The sequence below is a fragment of the Peptostreptococcus equinus genome, assembly GCF_027125355.1.
In the GTDB taxonomy this organism is placed as follows: domain Bacteria; phylum Bacillota; class Clostridia; order Peptostreptococcales; family Peptostreptococcaceae; genus Peptostreptococcus; species Peptostreptococcus equinus.
In genome coordinates this window covers 1,059,381-1,077,039 of record NZ_CP114052.1, presented here as the reverse complement: position 1 = coordinate 1,077,039, position 17,659 = coordinate 1,059,381, and the positions used below count along the sequence as shown (strand labels likewise).

Genomic DNA, 17,659 nt, shown 5'->3' with positions numbered 1-17,659 from the left:
GAATTTCTAGGTCGGCTTAGCCTATTGACATATTGAGATTTATGATTTATATTATTAATAATATTATTATTATCAATTGAAAAAAGCGAGGGTATAGTATGGAAAATACAATGAAACTATTAAAGGAAAAACTTAAAGCTACTGGCTTTAAAATAACACCTCAGAGAAGAGCTATTATTGAAGTTCTTATCGAAAATGAAAATTCTCATTTAAGTAGTGAAGAAATTTATGATAAAGTTCGTGTTAACTGTCCAGAAATTGGCTTAGCTACTGTTTATAGAACTATGCAGCTACTTGATGATATTAATGGAATTTCTAAATTGAATTTGGATGATGGATGTATTAGATATGAAATAAATGTCGAAGGAGAAGATACACATCACCACCATCACTTGATATGTAAAGAGTGTGGTAAAATAATTGAAGTAAAAGAAGATTTGCTAGATGATATAGAAAGAACAATAGAAAAATCTTACAATTTCAAAATTAAGAATCATGATTTAAAGTTCTATGGAATCTGTGGTGACTGCTTAGACGCAGGTAAAAAATAAAAAATAAAAACATGTATGATTAATCGTACATGTTTTTTTGTGCATTTATATTAAAAAACTTAAAGTAAGTAATACAATTAATATTAATATAAAAATAATTATATTTTCTACACTATTGCATAAAAATGTTCCAACCCTTAATTTACTGATATTGTAATTTTTTTTTGATATTGGGAAAAATAATGGTATTCCCATTTTCGTCATAGAATCACATATCAAATGACTTATATATGCACTCGTGGCCATAATTGATAATCCATATATAGAAAAAGTAATCTCCACATATTTAAGAGCTAAAAATAGCAAAATAACTATAAACAATGAGTGCGAAAGAGTTCTATGGCTAAATAGTGGTAGCAAGGAAAAAACTAGTACCAATAAGGAAATTGGTAAATTTTTTGATATTAAATATATAGAAATTGATAAAATAAAAAGAAATATAAACATCAAAAATGATCTTAAAAAATTGGCTGTAAACTTTTTATTTATAATTCCTACTATAAAAATAGAAAATCCTATACCTATATAAAGTGAATTATCAGTCTTAGAATATAAATAAAAAATTAATATTAATAGAATATATGTTATAATTTTGTGTAAATTTTTTACTTTAGCTTTGTTGACAATTTTATTTAGGACGTTGGAATTTGCCTCATCTATATCTGGAAATGTTGAGAAAAAAATGGCTGAACCTAAACAAATAGCAGTAGAAGTATTGAGTTGTATTTTTGGACTAAGCAATAAATATATTTCTAAAGAGCTTAGTGTTCCTATTATTAGGTGTGATTTTCCTCTCATAATAAAACCTTTCTATCAAAATTTAGTATTAATTAAAACATATTATTTATAATTAAATTAAATTTTAAAAAAACTACTATATTTTAAATTATACTTAATGAAATTACTAAAAATATAATATAAATAAAATGAAGAAAAGTCAATAAAACTTTTAGATTAAATAAAAAAGTTTTAAAATGACTATAATTGTGGTATTATATTAGTAATGTATTTGTGTTCGTGATAGATAAAAGGAGAAAGATTTTGACGAAAAATAATAATGATAAAATAAAAATAATACCACTAGGCGGTCTGAATGAAATTGGTAAAAATATGACTGTTATAGAGTATAGGGACGAAATAATAGTTATAGACGCTGGACTTAGCTTTCCAGAAGATGAGCTATTAGGGATTGATATAGTAATACCAGATGTTACTTATCTACAAAAAAACATTGACAAGGTAAAGGGCATATTTATTACGCACGGTCATGAGGACCATATAGGCGCAATGCCATATATCTTAAAAAAATTAAATGTTCCTGTGTACGGATCTGCTTTAAGTATTGAGTTAATAAGAGTTAAATTGAAGGAACATAGAATTAATAATGCAAAACTTAATATAATCAGTCCAAGAAAACAGATAAAATTAAAGAATATGTCTGTTGAATTCATTAAGGTAACACATTCGATACCTGATGCTTACTCTATAGCTGTTCATACTGATCAAGGTGTAATATATCATACTGGAGATTTTAAGATTGATTTAACACCTATTGATGGACAGATGATGGATATACACAGAATATGTCAAATTAGTGATGAAGAAGGTATATTAGTAATGATGGCAGATAGTACTAATGCAGATAAAGAAGGCAGTACTATGTCTGAAAAAAGAGTAGGTGCTGGACTAGATATGTTATTTAAAAAAGCATCTGATAGTAGGATAATTGTGGCTACATTTGCATCTAATATACATAGATTACAACAGATTACTGAGGTTGCAAAAACTTATGGACGTAAGGTAGCTGTATCTGGAAGATCTATGGTAAATATAGTTGGTGTTGCAAAAGAATTAGGATATATAACTGATGACGAAAATATAATTGATTTAAATGATATACACAAATACAAAGACAATGAATTGGTAATTATCACGACTGGATCACAAGGAGAACCGATGTCAGCTCTTGCAAGGATGGCAAATGCTGAACATAAAAAGGTTGAAATTAAAAAGGGTGACCTAGTAATAATATCAGCACATCCAATACCAGGAAATGAAAAGACAGTTTCTAAGGTGATAAATTTCTTACTTGAAAAGGGAGCCGATGTTGTGTCAAGTGACATTGCAGATATACATGTATCTGGTCATGCGAGAAGGGATGAATTGAAATTAATGCAGGCGTTTGCAAAACCAAAATATTTCTTACCTGTACACGGTGAGTATAAAATGTTAAAAAGACATGCTGAGCTTGCCAAAGAAACAGGTACAAAAGAAGAAAATATATTTATAATATCTAACGGAGAGACATTTGAAGTCAATGCTAATTCTGCTAGAAGGGGTCAAAGAGTTACATCAGGTAGAATATTAGTAGATGGACTTGGTGTAGGAGATGTAGGTAATATAGTTCTAAGAGATAGAAAACATTTATCAGAAGATGGATTGATGACTATTGTTGTAACACTATCTAAAGAAGATGGTAGAATATTAGCAGGTCCAGATATTATTTCTAGAGGATTCGTATATGTCAGAGAGTCTGAAGGATTAATGGATGGAGCTAAAGATATAATCACTAATATATTTGAACGTTGTGAAGATAAAAATATAAAGGAATGGGCTTATATCAAAAATACTATAAAAGAAGAGTTAAGGGATTATTTATATATTAAGACAAAGAGGAACCCTATGATACTACCTATATTAATGGAAGTATAATAAAAGTATATTTGAGTGAGAATTCAAAAATAGAATTCTCACTTTTTTATTAGTAAAAAAGTGAGAAAATAGTGTATAATATAGATTGTTAGTTAAGAAAGGAGCGAGGATGAATTTATCATTTTTAAATAGTATATCTAGTTTTTTAGTGACATTATTGGCTATATTATTTTCATTATCAATACATGAATTTGGTCACGCATTTGTGGCAAATTTAAACGGAGATCCAACTGCTAAAAATTTAGGAAGAATGACTATAAACCCAATAAAACATATTGATGCTATAGGGATGTTAATGATGTTTATAATTAGATTTGGATGGGCTAAACCTGTGCCAGTAAACACATATAATTTTAAAAATTATAAGATTGGTAATATTACAGTTTCTTTGGCTGGTATATTTATGAATTTATTATCTGCAGTGATTTTTGCCAATATTTTGCAACATATAGATAGTCAACTTGCAAATGATATACTAATGAATTTAGTTATATATAATATAGCTTTTGCGAGTTTTAATATACTTCCTTTACCGCCACTTGACGGTTGGAATTTGATAGCAACATTTTTGCCAGCTAGGACAATAGATTTATTAAATCAGTATTCTAGATATGTGTTTATTGTATTTGTAATAATGATGTTTACAAATACATTTTCTCTAATATTAAATCCAATTTATTTCACATTTACCAGACTAGTTGAGTCTTTGATTATTTTTTAGTGTTTGAGGTGTAATTTATGGATTATAGTTTGCAATTGAATAAGTATGAAGGACCTATGGACTTACTATTTGATCTTATAAATAAGAATCAAATAGATATTAAGGATATTTCAATGGTCGAAATAACAGATCAGTATGTAGAGTATGTAAATACCATGAAAAATTTTGATTTGAATTTTGCGAGTGATTTTATAGCTATGGCCTCTAAACTTCTAGAAATTAAGTCTAGGTACATACTTTATATGAAGAATAGGGACTCTGAAAATCAAGTTGAGGATCCACGTCTTGAGCTTGTTCAGAAAATAGAAGAGTATAAAAAATATAGGATGCTTAGTGATTTATTGGAAGAAAAATTATCCTATATGGACCATAGATTCTATAGAGAACAAGAAATAACTTATTTAGAAGATGAAGACAAGGATTTGGATTATGATTTAAGTAAAGTTAATATTGAGGAAATAGAAAATATTTTACCTTACATTTTAAAATCTATGGAAAAGAGTATAAACCAACATTCTAATGTTAAAATTGAGAAAAAACTTGAGGAAATAGTAAAAAATAAAATTATTCCGGTAGAAGGTAAAATTGAAGAAATAAGAAAAAAACTTGCAAAAAATTCTTCATTTACTTTTGATAAATTTGTGAAAAACTCTAGTAAAAATGAAATTATAGCTGAATTTTTAGCCCTGTTAGAATTAATAAAACTTAAAGAAATAATTATTAATCAAGATAAATTTTGTGATGAAATAATAGTTAAAAGAAAGGCGGGATCTATACATGAGGAGAAGTGATATCAAAAATATAATTGAAGCTATTATGTTTTCTTATGCTGAACCAGTATCTATAGAAGAACTTAACTTAGCTATAAATGAAGAGTTATCACCAAAAGAAATTGAATATATGCTAAATCTCTTAATAGAGGAATATAAAGAAAATAATAGAGGGATACAAATTATAAAACTAAACAATAGATATCAAATGACTTCTAATTCTATATATAGTGATTATATTAGAAGAATTGTAAGACCAAATAAGAAGAGACCTCTTAACCAAGCTACTTTTGAATCTTTGGTTATAATAGCTTATAAGCAACCCATTACAAAAAATGACTTGGAAGAAATTAGGGGTGTAAAATGCGATAAAGTACTTAAAACTTTATTAGACAATAATCTTATATTTGAAGCAGGAAGATTAGAAAAAACCGGTAAACCAATAATATATAAAACAACTGATGAATTCTTAAAAATATTAAATATAGAGAGTATTCATCAATTACCAGATTATAAATTGTAAAAAAATATTAAAAATAACTATATTTTTTAAGTAAAATATGATATATTTAATATCTAAGTATTTTGTGTTGGTTTTTTGTTTTTGTAATAGTATAGTGCTGTCTTTTGCTAAGAAATTAAGGAGGCCATTGATGGAGGATAAGGAATTAGCACTTCTTTTACTTGAAAATTTTAACCTATTTGATAATTTAATTAAGAATGTTACTGGATCTGGTATGAAAAAAATACAGAAGCTAACATCTAAGCAATTTTTCACTTTAGAACAGATAAAGAAATATGAAAAGATTGAACTTAAGAATTTAAGTAAAGAACTTTATGTTTCAACATCAAGTCTATGCATATTGCTGAACAAGTTAGTTGATATGGGATTTGTATTTAGAGAAGAAGATCCTAAGGATAGAAGAAATACATTCTATGGAATTACAAAAGAAGGTAATGAAATTCTAGAGGAAGAAGAAGATAGGATATCAGGTATATTAGTATCAAAAATGAACAGCTTTGACGATAAGTTCAAAAAGAATCTTGAAAAGAGTCTTAGTGTACTATTTAAAGCTGCAGAGAAACTTTATTAACATTTGGTTAATAAAAAAAGTGTGTCAATTATAGGGGACACACTTTTTTTATGCAATTTTTGCAAAATAAGATTTATGAAAGATTTTAAAATATATCAACTATACTTTTATGGCAAGTATGTGGAAAAAAAGTTTACAATTTTGTAATCTTTTGTTATAATTTAAATATTATCATGGAAGGATGTGCAAAAATTGAACGCTAAAATATTTTTATCATCTTTAGCTATACTGCCAGCTCTTGGAGCAAGTGCTTTAGCGAGTACACAATATGCAGTTGTTAATTTTGAATATGTAAATGTAAGGACAAATCCCGATATAAATAAAGGTGTAAGTTTTATACTTAAAAAGGGAGATAAAGTCAGAATCCTAGCAGAAAATGAAGGATGGACAAATATTGAATATAATAATAAAAATGGTTGGGTGCAGACTAATACTTTAGTCATAAAGCAAACATCTGATACAAAAACAAACTATACTTTAAATGACAATATAAAAATTGCTTACTATGAAAATGTGAGTTTTAGAAGTGAGCCAGATACTAAATCAAGAGTATTAATCGAACTAAAAAAGGGTCAAAAATTAAGAGTTCTTGAAGAAACAAGTGATTGGACAAAATGCGAATATGAAGGTCAAGTAGGTTATGTATCTTCAAAAATGTTAATTGCTGACAAACAATTAAAAAATAATGAGGAAGTTGCTTTAGAGGATAGCCAAATGGTTAATGGTATTAGCAGAAGTGCTGATATAAATTTGGAAACTTATAAAAAGACAGTGGATTCTTATAATTCTACAGGTATAGAAGAGTATCAGGCTTATTTAGAAAGTGAAGCAAAACAAAATACAATGAACTCTAATTCTTCCCTATCTTTTGAAAATAAGGCACTTGATTTAAAAACTGCTAATGGAACAACTACTAATATTTTAACAGTTAAATCTGATAGATTATATTTAAGGTCAAATCCTACATCATTGAGTAAGTCACTGATTACTCTAAAAAAAGGAGATAAGGTACAATATATTTCTAATACAAATGGATGGTATAAAATAAAATTTAATGGTTTGGAAGGATATGCTTCTTCACATTATCTTGAAGGTAAAATTAATGATTCAAAGAATACTCCAGATGGTAGTGTAAAATATATATCTATGGGTATGTCATTAGATCAGTTTGTGAATATGCAGATGACTAATAGAAGAAGAAATATTAATACAGCAATTAGCTTTCAAACCTATGCAACTAAGGATGATTTAATGAAAATTATGAATCCAAGAAATTTTACTGACTATGCTGGTATGATGCAGTTTGCAAAATTAGATCAGTACACTAATTGTATTACAGCTACAGAGTTAAACAGGTATCTAAGTAGATATTGTCCTCCAGGAAATGTATTCTATAATAAAGGACAAGCTTTTATTGATGCAGCTAGAAATAATAACATAAATGTTTTATATTTAGTTGCACACTCTATGGTGGAAACTGGATATGGTAAGTCAAATTTATCTAGAGGAATAGATTATAAGGGAGTGAAAGTATATAATCTATTTGGTATTGGGGCTGTAGATGGCAATGCTAGACTAGGTGGGGCTGCTACAGCATACAAATATGGATGGACAACAATAGATAAAGGTATTGGTGGAGCTGCTCAATGGATTGCTAATGGATATATCCATAATCAAACTTACAAGCAAAATACACTATATGAAATGAAATGGTGTAAAGATTATATTTGGCATCAATATGCTACAGGTATTGCTTGGCCCTCAATGATTGGGAAGAACATGGCAACAATAGGAACATATTCTAGCTCAATAAAATTGATGAGCTATGAGGTGCCACAATTTAGATAATTACTATAATATTATAAATAAAACCCATAATAATTTATTGTGGGTTTTATTTTAGTTAACTGATAAAAATTTTTGTGCCACTAGCTTACAAGTGATATAATAGCAAGTGTATGTTATGGAGGCGATATGAAAATAAAGATGGATAGCATAGAGCAAGAATACTTTCTTTTCTCTAAAAATATAGAAAATGCAAAAAAACGTTATAAAGATTTTAAATTTTATATAATGAAACTTAAAATAGAAAAAATAAATGATGATAATATACTAATTAAGGCTAGAACAGCAATCGATAATATAGATAATATTACAAGTTTATATGTGAATACAAGAGGTGATTATATTAGTGGTACTTGTACATGCTCACAACACAATCATATGGAGCCATGTTGGCATGTTTGGATGTTGGCAAGGTACATAAAGGATGGTGACTTTGATTATCCATATGAATTTAATGCTATAAGTAGCGAAAATATAGTTGAATTTAATAGGCATATTAAAGAAATAGAAAATTTAAATGAAAATATTTCTAACACAGAAATTTGGTTAGAAAATTTAATAAAGGAAGAAACCACTAAAGTAATTTTAGAAGAAAAAAATTTAAAAGTTAATATTAAAGCCAAATTATCAGTCTATAAGACTCAGACAAATACTAATTCCTATCTAAAGTTTACAATTGGAAATGACAGAGACTATATGATTAAGGATATAATTTCATTTATAAATTCTTATAAAAACAAGCGCATAATAAAGTTTGGAAAAAATCTAAGTGTTTATATGACAGAAGAAAGTTTTGATAAAAAAAGTATAGATTTGATAAAAATTATAGCTAATAATCCTTACAATATTGAAAATGATAGGTTTTATATTGATCATAATAATATTGAAGAACTAAAAAGTGTATTTTCAAAAAATGAATCTAATAATAGTGAAAATTTTTTTATTAAGTCGGGTATTTCACTTAGTTTAAAGCTAGAAAAGATAAATGAAAATTATAAAATAAAATTGGAAGCATCTTTAAGAGATAGGTTAAATAAATATGTATTGTTAAAAGATAATCTTATTATATCAGATCAAAGTATTTATTATATATCTAAAGAAGATAATAGGATAATATATGATAATTTGTCTAATTTCGATGCAAAAATTTCTAGAGATATAATATATAATGAACGTGTTTTTTCTAAGGAGAATTTGGTTGATTTTTCAAATTATATAGATAGGAAATTAAAAAACATAATTGTGCCAAATAGTTTTATATCTCTTAATACTAATAACAACAGTAATATAGAGTTATATTGTGATTTAGCAGATGATGATAGTGTACTTTTACAATTTAAGTCAAATAAATTTTCAAAAAACAAACTAATTTCTATAATTAATGTTTTTCAGGTACTAAACATTGATGGGTATGAAAATTTAAATAAATATTTAGACAAAAATATAAATGTAAATAGAATTAATGAATCTATACTAATAAGTAAAGAAAAAGAAATAGATAAATTTATGGAAGAAGCATTAGCAGTTTTAAGTAATTTCTCTGATATATATCTTAGCGAGAGTATGAAAAATTTTAATAACCCTAAAAAATTAAAGTTTGCTTTTGGTGTGAGACGAAAAAATAATTTCTTGGAATTGGATATTGATGCAGAAAATATAGATAAAGATGAAATATACGGAATTCTAAGTCAATATAGAAAAAAGAAGAAATTTTTTAAGTTAAAAAATGGACAAAGAATTTTGATTGATAAAGATGAGTTAGCAAAATTAGATAATATATTAAGTGACTTTTATATAAAGGATAAAGATTTAAAAAAAGATATAATAAAATTAGATAATTATAGAATTTTTCAAATTGATAATTTAAAGAAAAAATTTGATGTAAATATAGATAAAAATATAGAAGATAAGATTAATGCTAATATTAAATATAAAATAAACCCTAAATTTAAAAATATTTTAAGAAATTATCAAGTCGATGGAGTAAAGTGGCTACTAAAACTTAGATATATGGAATTAAATGGAATACTTGCTGATGATATGGGGCTGGGAAAGAGTTTACAAACCATTGCATATTTGGGATCAGTAAAAAGAACGAAGCCATCTATAATAGTTTGTCCGGCTTCTCTAATATTCAACTGGAAAAATGAATTTGAAAAATTTAACAAAGAAGAAATAATTCTTCCTATTCATGGTTCTAAGGAAGAGAGGGATATAGAAATATCTAGTATTGACAGTCAAATAGTAATAACTTCATATGACTATTTAAAAAGGGATATTGATTTATATGAGAAAATTGAATTTGATACCATTATAATAGATGAAGCTCAATATATAAAAAATCATAATACAAAGGCTTCTCATTCAATTAAAAGATTAAAATCTAAATATAAAATTGCTCTTACAGGAACGCCAATAGAAAATTCATTGTCAGAGTTATGGTCAATTTTTGATTTTATAATGAGAGGTTATCTATTTAAATATGATTATTTCACAAAAAGGTATGAAAGGCCAATAGTATTGGATAAAAATGAAGATTTAAGTAGTAGATTAAAATATATGGTTGAGCCATTTATATTGAGAAGATTAAAATGTCAGGTTTTAAATGAGCTTCCTGAAAAAATTGAAAATAATTTGTATATAGATATGAGTCAAAAAGAAAGAGATTTGTATAAGGCAAATTTATTTCAATTGAGTACGCAAATTGCCAGTAATACCGATAGCAAAGGAAATAAATTGCAGATTTTGAGTATGCTTACAAGATTAAGACAAATTTGTATTGATCCTAGGCTTTTGTATTCAAATATTAATAAGAATTCATCAAAAATACAAGCTTGTATGGAACTGGTTAAACAATGTATAGAAAATAACAAAAAAATAATATTATTTTCAACTTTCACTAGTGTATTAGATCTAATAATAGATGAATGCGAAAAGAAAAATATTGATTATCTACTTTTGACAGGTTCTACTAATAAATCGGATAGAAAGAAAAATGTAGATTTGTTCCAAGAAGGTAATATCCCATTATTTTTAATATCTTTAAAAGCAGGAGGAACTGGATTAAATCTTACAGAGGCTAGTGTAGTAATACATATTGATCCTTGGTGGAATGTATCAGCACAAAATCAAGCAACTGACAGAGCTTATAGAATAGGTCAAAGAAATAAAGTTCAAGTGTATAATTTAATCACAAAAAACACAATAGAAGAAAAAATATTAAAAATGCAAGCGAATAAAAAAGAAATTAGTGATAATTTTATTGAGTCATCTTTTGGAAGTTTTTATAAGATGAATACTGACGAATTGATGGATTTATTTACAATGGAATAAGCTGGATATAGCTAAATAACTATGATATAATATAATATTGTATAGAAATTAAAAATAGTATATAAAAATATAATTATATAAAAACTAATAAATAAGGAGACACTATGAGTAAAGAACTTGCGGAATTATTATTTCCACATATCGATAAAACTTTAGACTACTATGAAGAATTATACCCACAAAGAGAATTGGGAAAAAAATCTAAGGTTACAAGGTTAGGACCTAGTCCTACTGGTTTTATTCACCTAGGAAACCTATATGGCGCCCTAGTAGATGAAAGATTGGCACATTTATCAGATGGAACTATGCTTTTGAGAATTGAAGATACTGATGATAAGCGTAAGGTAGAAGGATCTGAGGAATTAATAATAAATTCTTTGAAATTTTTCGGTATTGAATTTGATGAAGGGGTTACACTTGATGGAGAAGTAGGTAACTACGGACCTTATAGACAAAGTCATAGAAAAGAGATTTATCAAACATCAGCAAAATTTTTAACTGAGAAGGGATATGCTTATCCTTCATTCATCAGTGAAGAAGAAATGGCAGCTCTAAGAGAAAGACAAGAAAAAGAAGGTGTAAATACTGGTTATTATGGTAAGTGGGCTGAAGATAGGAATCTTACTATAGATCAGATAAAAGAAAATTTAGATAAAGATATGCCTTGGACACTTAGATTAAAATCAACTGGTGACCCTGAGATTGCTATGAAGTTTATAGATGGAATTAGAGGGGAAATTACGGTTAGACAAAATAACTTAGATATAGTTATTCTAAAGGCTAATGGTATACCTACTTATCATTTTGCTCATGTTGTAGATGATCATTTTATGAGAATTACAGATGTAGTAAGAGGAGAAGAATGGCTATCGACTCTTCCGATTCATCTAGAACTTTTCTTTTTAATGGGTTGGAGAAGACCAAACTACAATCATACAGCACATCTTATGAAGACTGAAGATGGAAGAAAGAGAAAATTATCTAAGAGAAAAGATCCAGAACTTTCTCTAGAATATTATATGAGAGATGGATATTTCCAACAAGCTGTAACTGAATATTTATTGACTCTTATGAATTCAAATTACGAAGAGTGGAGAATGAAAAATCCAGACACAGATTATAATGAATTTAACTTTAAAACAAAAAATATGAGTTCATCAGGAGCTTTATTTGATTTAAATAAATTAAACGATATTTCAAAAGACGTTTTAGTAAAAATGAGTGAAGAAGAAATATTGAGATTTATGTTAGAATGGTCAGATAAATTTGATAAAGAAGTGAATTCTTTAATTAATAAATATTACAATGAACTATTAAAATTGCTTGCTATAGGAAGAACTGGAAAAAAACCTAGAAAAGATTTAATAAATTGTAAACAAATAATGGAATTTATTGGATATTATTTCGAAGAGTCGTTTGAACATAGGGATAGCTTACCTGAAAGAGTGTCAAAAGAAGATGCTATTATTATTTTAGAACAGTATTTAAATACATACAATCAAGATGATACAAATGAAATATGGTTCGAAAAAGTTAAAGAAATTACTGATTCAAATGGTTTTACGTCAAACAACAAGGAATTTAAAAAGAATCCAGATGATTTTAAGGGAAATATAACAGATGTAAGTACAGCAATAAGAGTCGCTGTGGTAGGTAGACAACAGTCTCCTGATCTATGGTCCATACAACAAATCATGGGTTCAGAAAGGGTAGTAAATAGAGTAAATAAGTACCTTAATAAAATTAAATAATTAAAAACATTGCACAATTTATTTTTGTTAAGCAAAAAAACACGAACTAAAATATAGGTAAATAAGGCATATAATTCGTTATATTCTATTATTTGCCTATTTTTTTATAAAAAAAATAAAAAAAGTACGTAAATTCTATTGCAAAAAAATAAAAATACGAATAAAATATAAACATAGGCAATAAATGTACGAATTATTATTTGGGAAAGAGGTAATATTTTGAAACAAATGGAACAGATGTATGAAGGAAAAGCAAAGAAAGTATATAGAACTGAGGATAAAGATTATGTTATAGTATCATATAAGGACGATGCTACAGCATTTAATGGATTAAAAAAGGGAACAATATTAGGAAAAGGTGAAATAAACAATTTAATGTCAAATCATCTATTCCAATATTTAGAAAAAAACGGAATTAAAACACATTTTGAAAAAGAAATAAATTCAAGAAATACTCTTGTAAAGGCAGTTGAAATAGTTCCTCTTGAAGTAATAGTAAGAAATATTGCGGCAGGAAGTTTTTCAAAGAGGCTAGGTGTTGAAGAAGGAACTGTATTTGAAAACCCTACAGTAGAATTTTCATATAAAAACGATAATCTTGGTGATCCACTAATAAACGATGACTTTGCTTTAGCACTTAAGCTGGCAACAAGAGAAGAAATTAAAGAAATTAAATCAATGGCATTAAAAATAAATGAACTTTTAAAGGCTTATTTTATCGAGTGTAATATCAAACTAGTTGACTTTAAACTAGAATTCGGACGATTCCACAATCAAATTATACTAGCTGATGAAATATCACCAGATACATGCAGATTATGGGATAAATATACGAATGAAAAGTTAGACAAGGACAGATTTAGAAGAGATATGGGCAATGTAGAAGGTGCCTATGCAGAAGTTAGAAAACGTCTTGGATTCTAAATCTTATATTATTAGGGAGAAAATTTTATGACTAAGGAAATATTGACAGGTTTAGGCGAAGAGTGCGGAGTATTTGGAGCTTATGATTTTGACGGAGATGATGTAGCATCATATATATATTATGGACTTTTTGCTTTACAGCATAGAGGACAAGAGAGTGCAGGTATTTCAGTAACTGATACAGATGGAGAAAGCAAAAATGTTATGTATCATAAAGATACTGGACTTGTTAATGAGGTTTTTAATAAAAATACATTAAACTCACTAAAGGGTAATTTAGGTGTTGGGCATGTTAGATATTCTACAGCTGGTGGAGTAGGAAGAGAGAATGCACAACCATTTGTAATACACTACCAAAAAGGTATATTATCAATGGCACATAATGGAAATCTAACTAATGCTAGTCAATTAAAAGAAGAATTATCTCAAACAGGTGCTATATTTCAGACCAACACAGATTCAGAGGTTATAGCATATTTAATTGCAAAAGAAAGACTTACATCAGAAACTGTTGAAGAAGCTGTAAAATCTGCTACGCAAAAACTGGCAGGTGCATTTTCATTGGTTGTTGGAAGTCCTTCAAAATTAATCGGAGCAAGAGATCCATTAGGTTTTAGACCCTTATGCATTGGAAGAAAAGATAATACACTATTCCTAAGTTCAGAATCCGCAGCACTTGATACCATTGGAGCTGAATTTATAAGAGATGTAAAACCTGGAGAGATTGTAACAATAGTTGACAATGAAATATATAGTGACAGAATATGCCCTCCTGTTGCTGAAGCAAGATGTATATTTGAATATATATATTTTGCTAGAACAGATAGTTGTATAGACGGACAAAGCGTATATGTTTCAAGAACAAAGGCTGGAGCTATATTAGCAAAAAATGCACCAGTTGAAGCTGATTTAGTTGTTGGAGTGCCAGAATCGGGTCTAGCAGCTGCTATTGGATATTCAGAAGAGTCAGGTATTCCTTATGGCATGGCTTTTTATAAAAACTCCTACGTAGGAAGAACATTTATTAAACCAAAACAAAATGAAAGAACATCAAGTGTTCAAGCTAAGCTAAATGTAATTAGAGAAGTTGTCAAGGGTAAAAGAATTGTAATGGTTGATGACTCTATAGTTAGAGGTACAACTATAAAAAATATAGTAAAAATGCTTAAAAATGCTGGTGCCTTAGAAGTACATGTTAGAGTCAGTTCACCGCCATTTAAATTCCCTTGTTATTATGGTACAGATGTACCTACTAGCGAAAATTTAGTAGCATGTAATAATTCTATTGAAGAAATAAGACAAGGAATTAATGCTGATTCACTATCATTCTTGGGTCTAGAAGATTTACAAGAATTATGTCCAGGTCTTGAATTTTGTGATGCTTGTTTTACTGGTAATCACAGAGGTGGAGTACCAAAAGAAGAAGTAGATATGAAGGCATGCTCATCGGAAAAGATAGTATTTTAATTTTAAAAATATTGAATATAAAAATATAATGAATATAGTGATAGAAAACCCAGAAATTAAATTTCTGGGTTTTCTTTTATTAATATATAATAAAAGCATATTATAAACTAATGTATGTATTAATATTTTTAATGGCTTAATTTGACTATATTAATGTAAATAGGTTATAATAAAGTTTGATTAATTTATTGAAATGAGGTATAACTATGATTTTAGTCTTAGCTGAAAAACCATCTGTTGCAAAAACCATAGCAACATTTTTAAAAGCTAACAATAGACGCGATGGATATTTTGAAGGTGATAAATATATAATTACATATGCAGTAGGTCATCTAATCTCTCTTTATGATATGAAAGATTATGATAAAGAAAAATATTCAGGATCATGGAAAATGGATAACTATCCATTTATACCAGAGAATAAATTTAAGTTCAAAGTAGATAAAGATAAGCAAAAACAATTTAAAATAGTTGAATCTCTTATTAATAGAGAAGATATAGAATATATTATAAATGCTACAGATAATGATAGAGAAGGAGAATTAATTTCTTTTCTCATTCTTATGATGGCAAAAAATACAAAGAGAGTAAAAAGAATTCTTGTAAATGAGTGGACACCTGAGGATATAACTAGAGGCCTAGAAAACCTTAAAGATGATGAGGAAATGAGAAACCTTCAAGCTGCAGGTTATACTAGACTTTTGACTGATTGGTTAGTAGGGATTAATTTTACATGTGCAGCAACACTAAAATATGGCAACGGTAAATTATTGAATATAGGTAGAGTTATTCTTCCTACTGTAAAATTGATTTATGATAGAGATATGCAGATAAAAAATTTTGTTCCAGAAAAGTATTATGAAATTGAAGGTAAGTTTTTAGCTGAAAATGGAGAGTATACTGGTAAGTATAAGGCAAAAAAAGACAATAAATTCGACAAAGAAGAAGATGCAAAGGCAGTTATAGATGATATTAAGTCAAATATAGCTATAATTAAAGACAAAAAGGTAACACGTTCGAAAGAATATGCTCCTAAACTTTTTTCTCTTACTTCTTTGCAGGGATATATTACATCTAAATACGCTTCATTCACTTCAGATAAGGTTTTAAGCGTATGCCAGTCATTGTATGAAGGAAAAGGTAAAGGTGGATATATTACATATCCTAGAACGGATTCCATTTATTTAGAAGAATCCTTAGTTGATAAGGTAAAGAAAACATTAGATGTGCAAAAAAATGGACATCCTAATGAATCATTGATTAAATTTTCCAAATCAAAAAGAGTTTTCGATTCTTCAAAGGTGGAAAGCCATAGTGCTATAATACCTACCTACATACTTGCACCTGATTCACTAACATCAGATGAAAAGATTGTATATAATGCAATTAAAAATAGGTTTTTAGCGAACTTTATGCCACCAGCTGAATATGAAAATACAGAAATAATAACAAGTGTTGATAAACATGATTTTATTACAAAAGGCAAAGTTTTGGTGTCAAAGGGATATCTAAATTTGTTCGCAAAAGAGAGTAAAAATAATTTACTACCCATAGTGAATAAAGGTGAAGAGGTTAAAGTAATTAGTATTTTACCAGTAGAAAAACTTACTAGTCCACCAAAGCCGTATACAGAAGATACTCTTTTAAAGGCAATGAAAAATTGTGGTAAAAATGTATCTGAAGATGATACAAGTGTTTTATCTGGATATTCTATTGGTACATCTGCAACTAGGGCTGAAGTACTGAAAAAAATTAAGCAGGTTGGATATGTAAATAAAAAAGGAAAAAACTATTATATTACACAATTAGGTATAAATTTGGTGGAGATATTTCCAGTTAAAAATCTTTTTGATGTTGATTTTACAGGAAAATTAGAGAAAAGCCTTTTAGATATTCAAAAAGGGCAATTTAATCGAAAAGAATACTTGAATATGGTATGCAAATTTGTTTATGAAAATGTAAATAAAATAAAAACTGACAGATTTAGACCGATAAACCCTGAAAAGATTGTATATAATCCTAAAACAAAGAAATTTGTAAAAGAATCAAATTTAGGTAAGGAAACTAAATCTGAAAAAAAATCATCTAATAAAGCTGGTGCTGATAAATCAGTTAATAATAAAACTAGAAAAGAAAAAGATATAGACAAAGAAACAGGATTAGAAATAATAGCTCTATGCCCAGAGTGTGGAGGTTCTGTATTAGAGTCAGATAAAGCATGGGCATGTAAAAATTATAAAAAATGTGGATTTACCTTATGGAAAAATGATGATGTACTTAATAAGTATAATAAAAAAGCAAATAAAACATTAGCGAAATCGCTGTGCAAAAACAAGAAAGCTACAATGAGTGGTCTTATAGATGATAAGAATGAAAAATTTAAGGCCAACATAACTTATGATATTGTAGATAATAAGACTATACTAAGAATTTCTAAACGGTAATTAAGGAAAAGAAATCAAATAAAATAAATAGGAAAAAATTTATATTT

13 protein-coding genes are annotated in these 17,659 nt (G+C 27.7%); 12 read left to right on the top strand and 1 reads right to left on the bottom strand.

Translation table 11 applies throughout. The features are described 5' to 3' along the window. Nucleotides 1-98 precede the first annotated feature (98 nt). Nucleotides 99-551, top strand: a complete 453-nt coding sequence (locus O0R46_RS05390) for a Fur family transcriptional regulator (protein WP_269310702.1) — start codon at nucleotides 99-101, stop codon at nucleotides 549-551. A gap of 45 nt (nucleotides 552-596) precedes the next feature. Here the strand turns inward: O0R46_RS05390 and O0R46_RS10215 are convergent, their stop codons facing one another. After that, nucleotides 597-1,349 carry a metal-dependent hydrolase gene (locus O0R46_RS10215; protein ID WP_422763453.1) on the bottom strand — a complete coding sequence of 251 codons (753 nt, stop codon included), beginning with the start codon at nucleotides 1,347-1,349 and terminating at the stop codon, nucleotides 597-599. Between the two features lie 243 nt (nucleotides 1,350-1,592). On the opposite strand from O0R46_RS10215, the gene O0R46_RS05380 reads away from it, so the two are divergent. The 11 genes from O0R46_RS05380 (at nucleotide 1,593) to O0R46_RS05330 (ending at nucleotide 17,612) form a co-directional block, all read left to right on the top strand. Next, nucleotides 1,593-3,263 (top strand): ribonuclease J, encoded by a 1,671-nt coding sequence (locus O0R46_RS05380; RefSeq protein ID WP_269310700.1) that lies wholly within the window; start codon nucleotides 1,593-1,595, stop codon nucleotides 3,261-3,263. 109 nt (nucleotides 3,264-3,372) lie between these two features. Continuing rightward, on the top strand, nucleotides 3,373-3,984 hold the full coding sequence (locus O0R46_RS05375) for a site-2 protease family protein (protein ID WP_269310699.1): 612 nt from the start codon (nucleotides 3,373-3,375) through the stop codon (nucleotides 3,982-3,984). Between the two features lie 17 nt (nucleotides 3,985-4,001). After that, a complete protein-coding gene (locus tag O0R46_RS05370) occupies nucleotides 4,002-4,775 on the top strand; it encodes a segregation and condensation protein A (protein ID WP_269310698.1) in 774 nt (257 codons plus the stop codon). Next, complete coding sequence (gene scpB / locus O0R46_RS05365; RefSeq protein ID WP_269310697.1) at nucleotides 4,762-5,277, top strand: SMC-Scp complex subunit ScpB; 516 nt, start codon at nucleotides 4,762-4,764, stop codon at nucleotides 5,275-5,277. Before O0R46_RS05370 ends, scpB begins: the two co-directional genes overlap by 14 nt. A 130-nt stretch (nucleotides 5,278-5,407) precedes the next feature. Continuing rightward, on the top strand, nucleotides 5,408-5,848 hold the full coding sequence (locus O0R46_RS05360; RefSeq protein WP_269310696.1) for a MarR family winged helix-turn-helix transcriptional regulator: 441 nt from the start codon (nucleotides 5,408-5,410) through the stop codon (nucleotides 5,846-5,848). A 192-nt stretch (nucleotides 5,849-6,040) separates the two neighbouring features. Then, entirely contained in the window at nucleotides 6,041-7,696 is a 1,656-nt protein-coding gene (locus tag O0R46_RS05355; RefSeq protein ID WP_269310695.1) for an SH3 domain-containing protein, read from the top strand. A 126-nt stretch (nucleotides 7,697-7,822) separates the two neighbouring features. Beyond that, nucleotides 7,823-11,026 (top strand): DEAD/DEAH box helicase, encoded by a 3,204-nt coding sequence (locus O0R46_RS05350; protein ID WP_269310694.1) that lies wholly within the window; start codon nucleotides 7,823-7,825, stop codon nucleotides 11,024-11,026. 104 nt (nucleotides 11,027-11,130) lie between these two features. Continuing rightward, nucleotides 11,131-12,777: a glutamate--tRNA ligase gene (gltX, locus tag O0R46_RS05345; RefSeq protein ID WP_269310693.1), complete on the top strand. Its 1,647-nt coding sequence runs from the start codon at nucleotides 11,131-11,133 to the stop codon at nucleotides 12,775-12,777. 228 nt (nucleotides 12,778-13,005) lie between these two features. After that, nucleotides 13,006-13,701, top strand: a complete 696-nt coding sequence (purC, locus tag O0R46_RS05340; RefSeq protein ID WP_331275630.1) for a phosphoribosylaminoimidazolesuccinocarboxamide synthase — start codon at nucleotides 13,006-13,008, stop codon at nucleotides 13,699-13,701. Between the two features lie 27 nt (nucleotides 13,702-13,728). Further along, a complete protein-coding gene (purF, locus tag O0R46_RS05335; protein WP_269310691.1) occupies nucleotides 13,729-15,168 on the top strand; it encodes an amidophosphoribosyltransferase in 1,440 nt (479 codons plus the stop codon). 206 nt (nucleotides 15,169-15,374) lie between these two features. Then, complete coding sequence (locus O0R46_RS05330) at nucleotides 15,375-17,612, top strand: type IA DNA topoisomerase (RefSeq protein ID WP_269310690.1); 2,238 nt, start codon at nucleotides 15,375-15,377, stop codon at nucleotides 17,610-17,612. Nucleotides 17,613-17,659 lie beyond the last annotated feature (47 nt).

What these genes read in the sequence shown, in the direction of transcription:
- O0R46_RS05390 (WP_269310702.1), top strand. Translation starts at nt 99, where the DNA reads ATGGAAAATACAATGAAACTATTAAAGGAAAAACTTAAAGCTACTGGC.
- O0R46_RS10215 (WP_422763453.1), bottom strand. Translation starts at nt 1,349, where the DNA reads ATGAGAGGAAAATCACACCTAATAATAGGAACACTAAGCTCTTTAGAA.
- O0R46_RS05375 (WP_269310699.1), top strand. Translation starts at nt 3,373, where the DNA reads ATGAATTTATCATTTTTAAATAGTATATCTAGTTTTTTAGTGACATTA.
- O0R46_RS05370 (WP_269310698.1), top strand. Translation starts at nt 4,002, where the DNA reads ATGGATTATAGTTTGCAATTGAATAAGTATGAAGGACCTATGGACTTA.
- scpB (WP_269310697.1), top strand. Translation starts at nt 4,762, where the DNA reads ATGAGGAGAAGTGATATCAAAAATATAATTGAAGCTATTATGTTTTCT.
- O0R46_RS05360 (WP_269310696.1), top strand. Translation starts at nt 5,408, where the DNA reads ATGGAGGATAAGGAATTAGCACTTCTTTTACTTGAAAATTTTAACCTA.
- O0R46_RS05350 (WP_269310694.1), top strand. Translation starts at nt 7,823, where the DNA reads ATGAAAATAAAGATGGATAGCATAGAGCAAGAATACTTTCTTTTCTCT.
- gltX (WP_269310693.1), top strand. Translation starts at nt 11,131, where the DNA reads ATGAGTAAAGAACTTGCGGAATTATTATTTCCACATATCGATAAAACT.
- purC (WP_331275630.1), top strand. Translation starts at nt 13,006, where the DNA reads ATGGAACAGATGTATGAAGGAAAAGCAAAGAAAGTATATAGAACTGAG.
- purF (WP_269310691.1), top strand. Translation starts at nt 13,729, where the DNA reads ATGACTAAGGAAATATTGACAGGTTTAGGCGAAGAGTGCGGAGTATTT.
- O0R46_RS05330 (WP_269310690.1), top strand. Translation starts at nt 15,375, where the DNA reads ATGATTTTAGTCTTAGCTGAAAAACCATCTGTTGCAAAAACCATAGCA.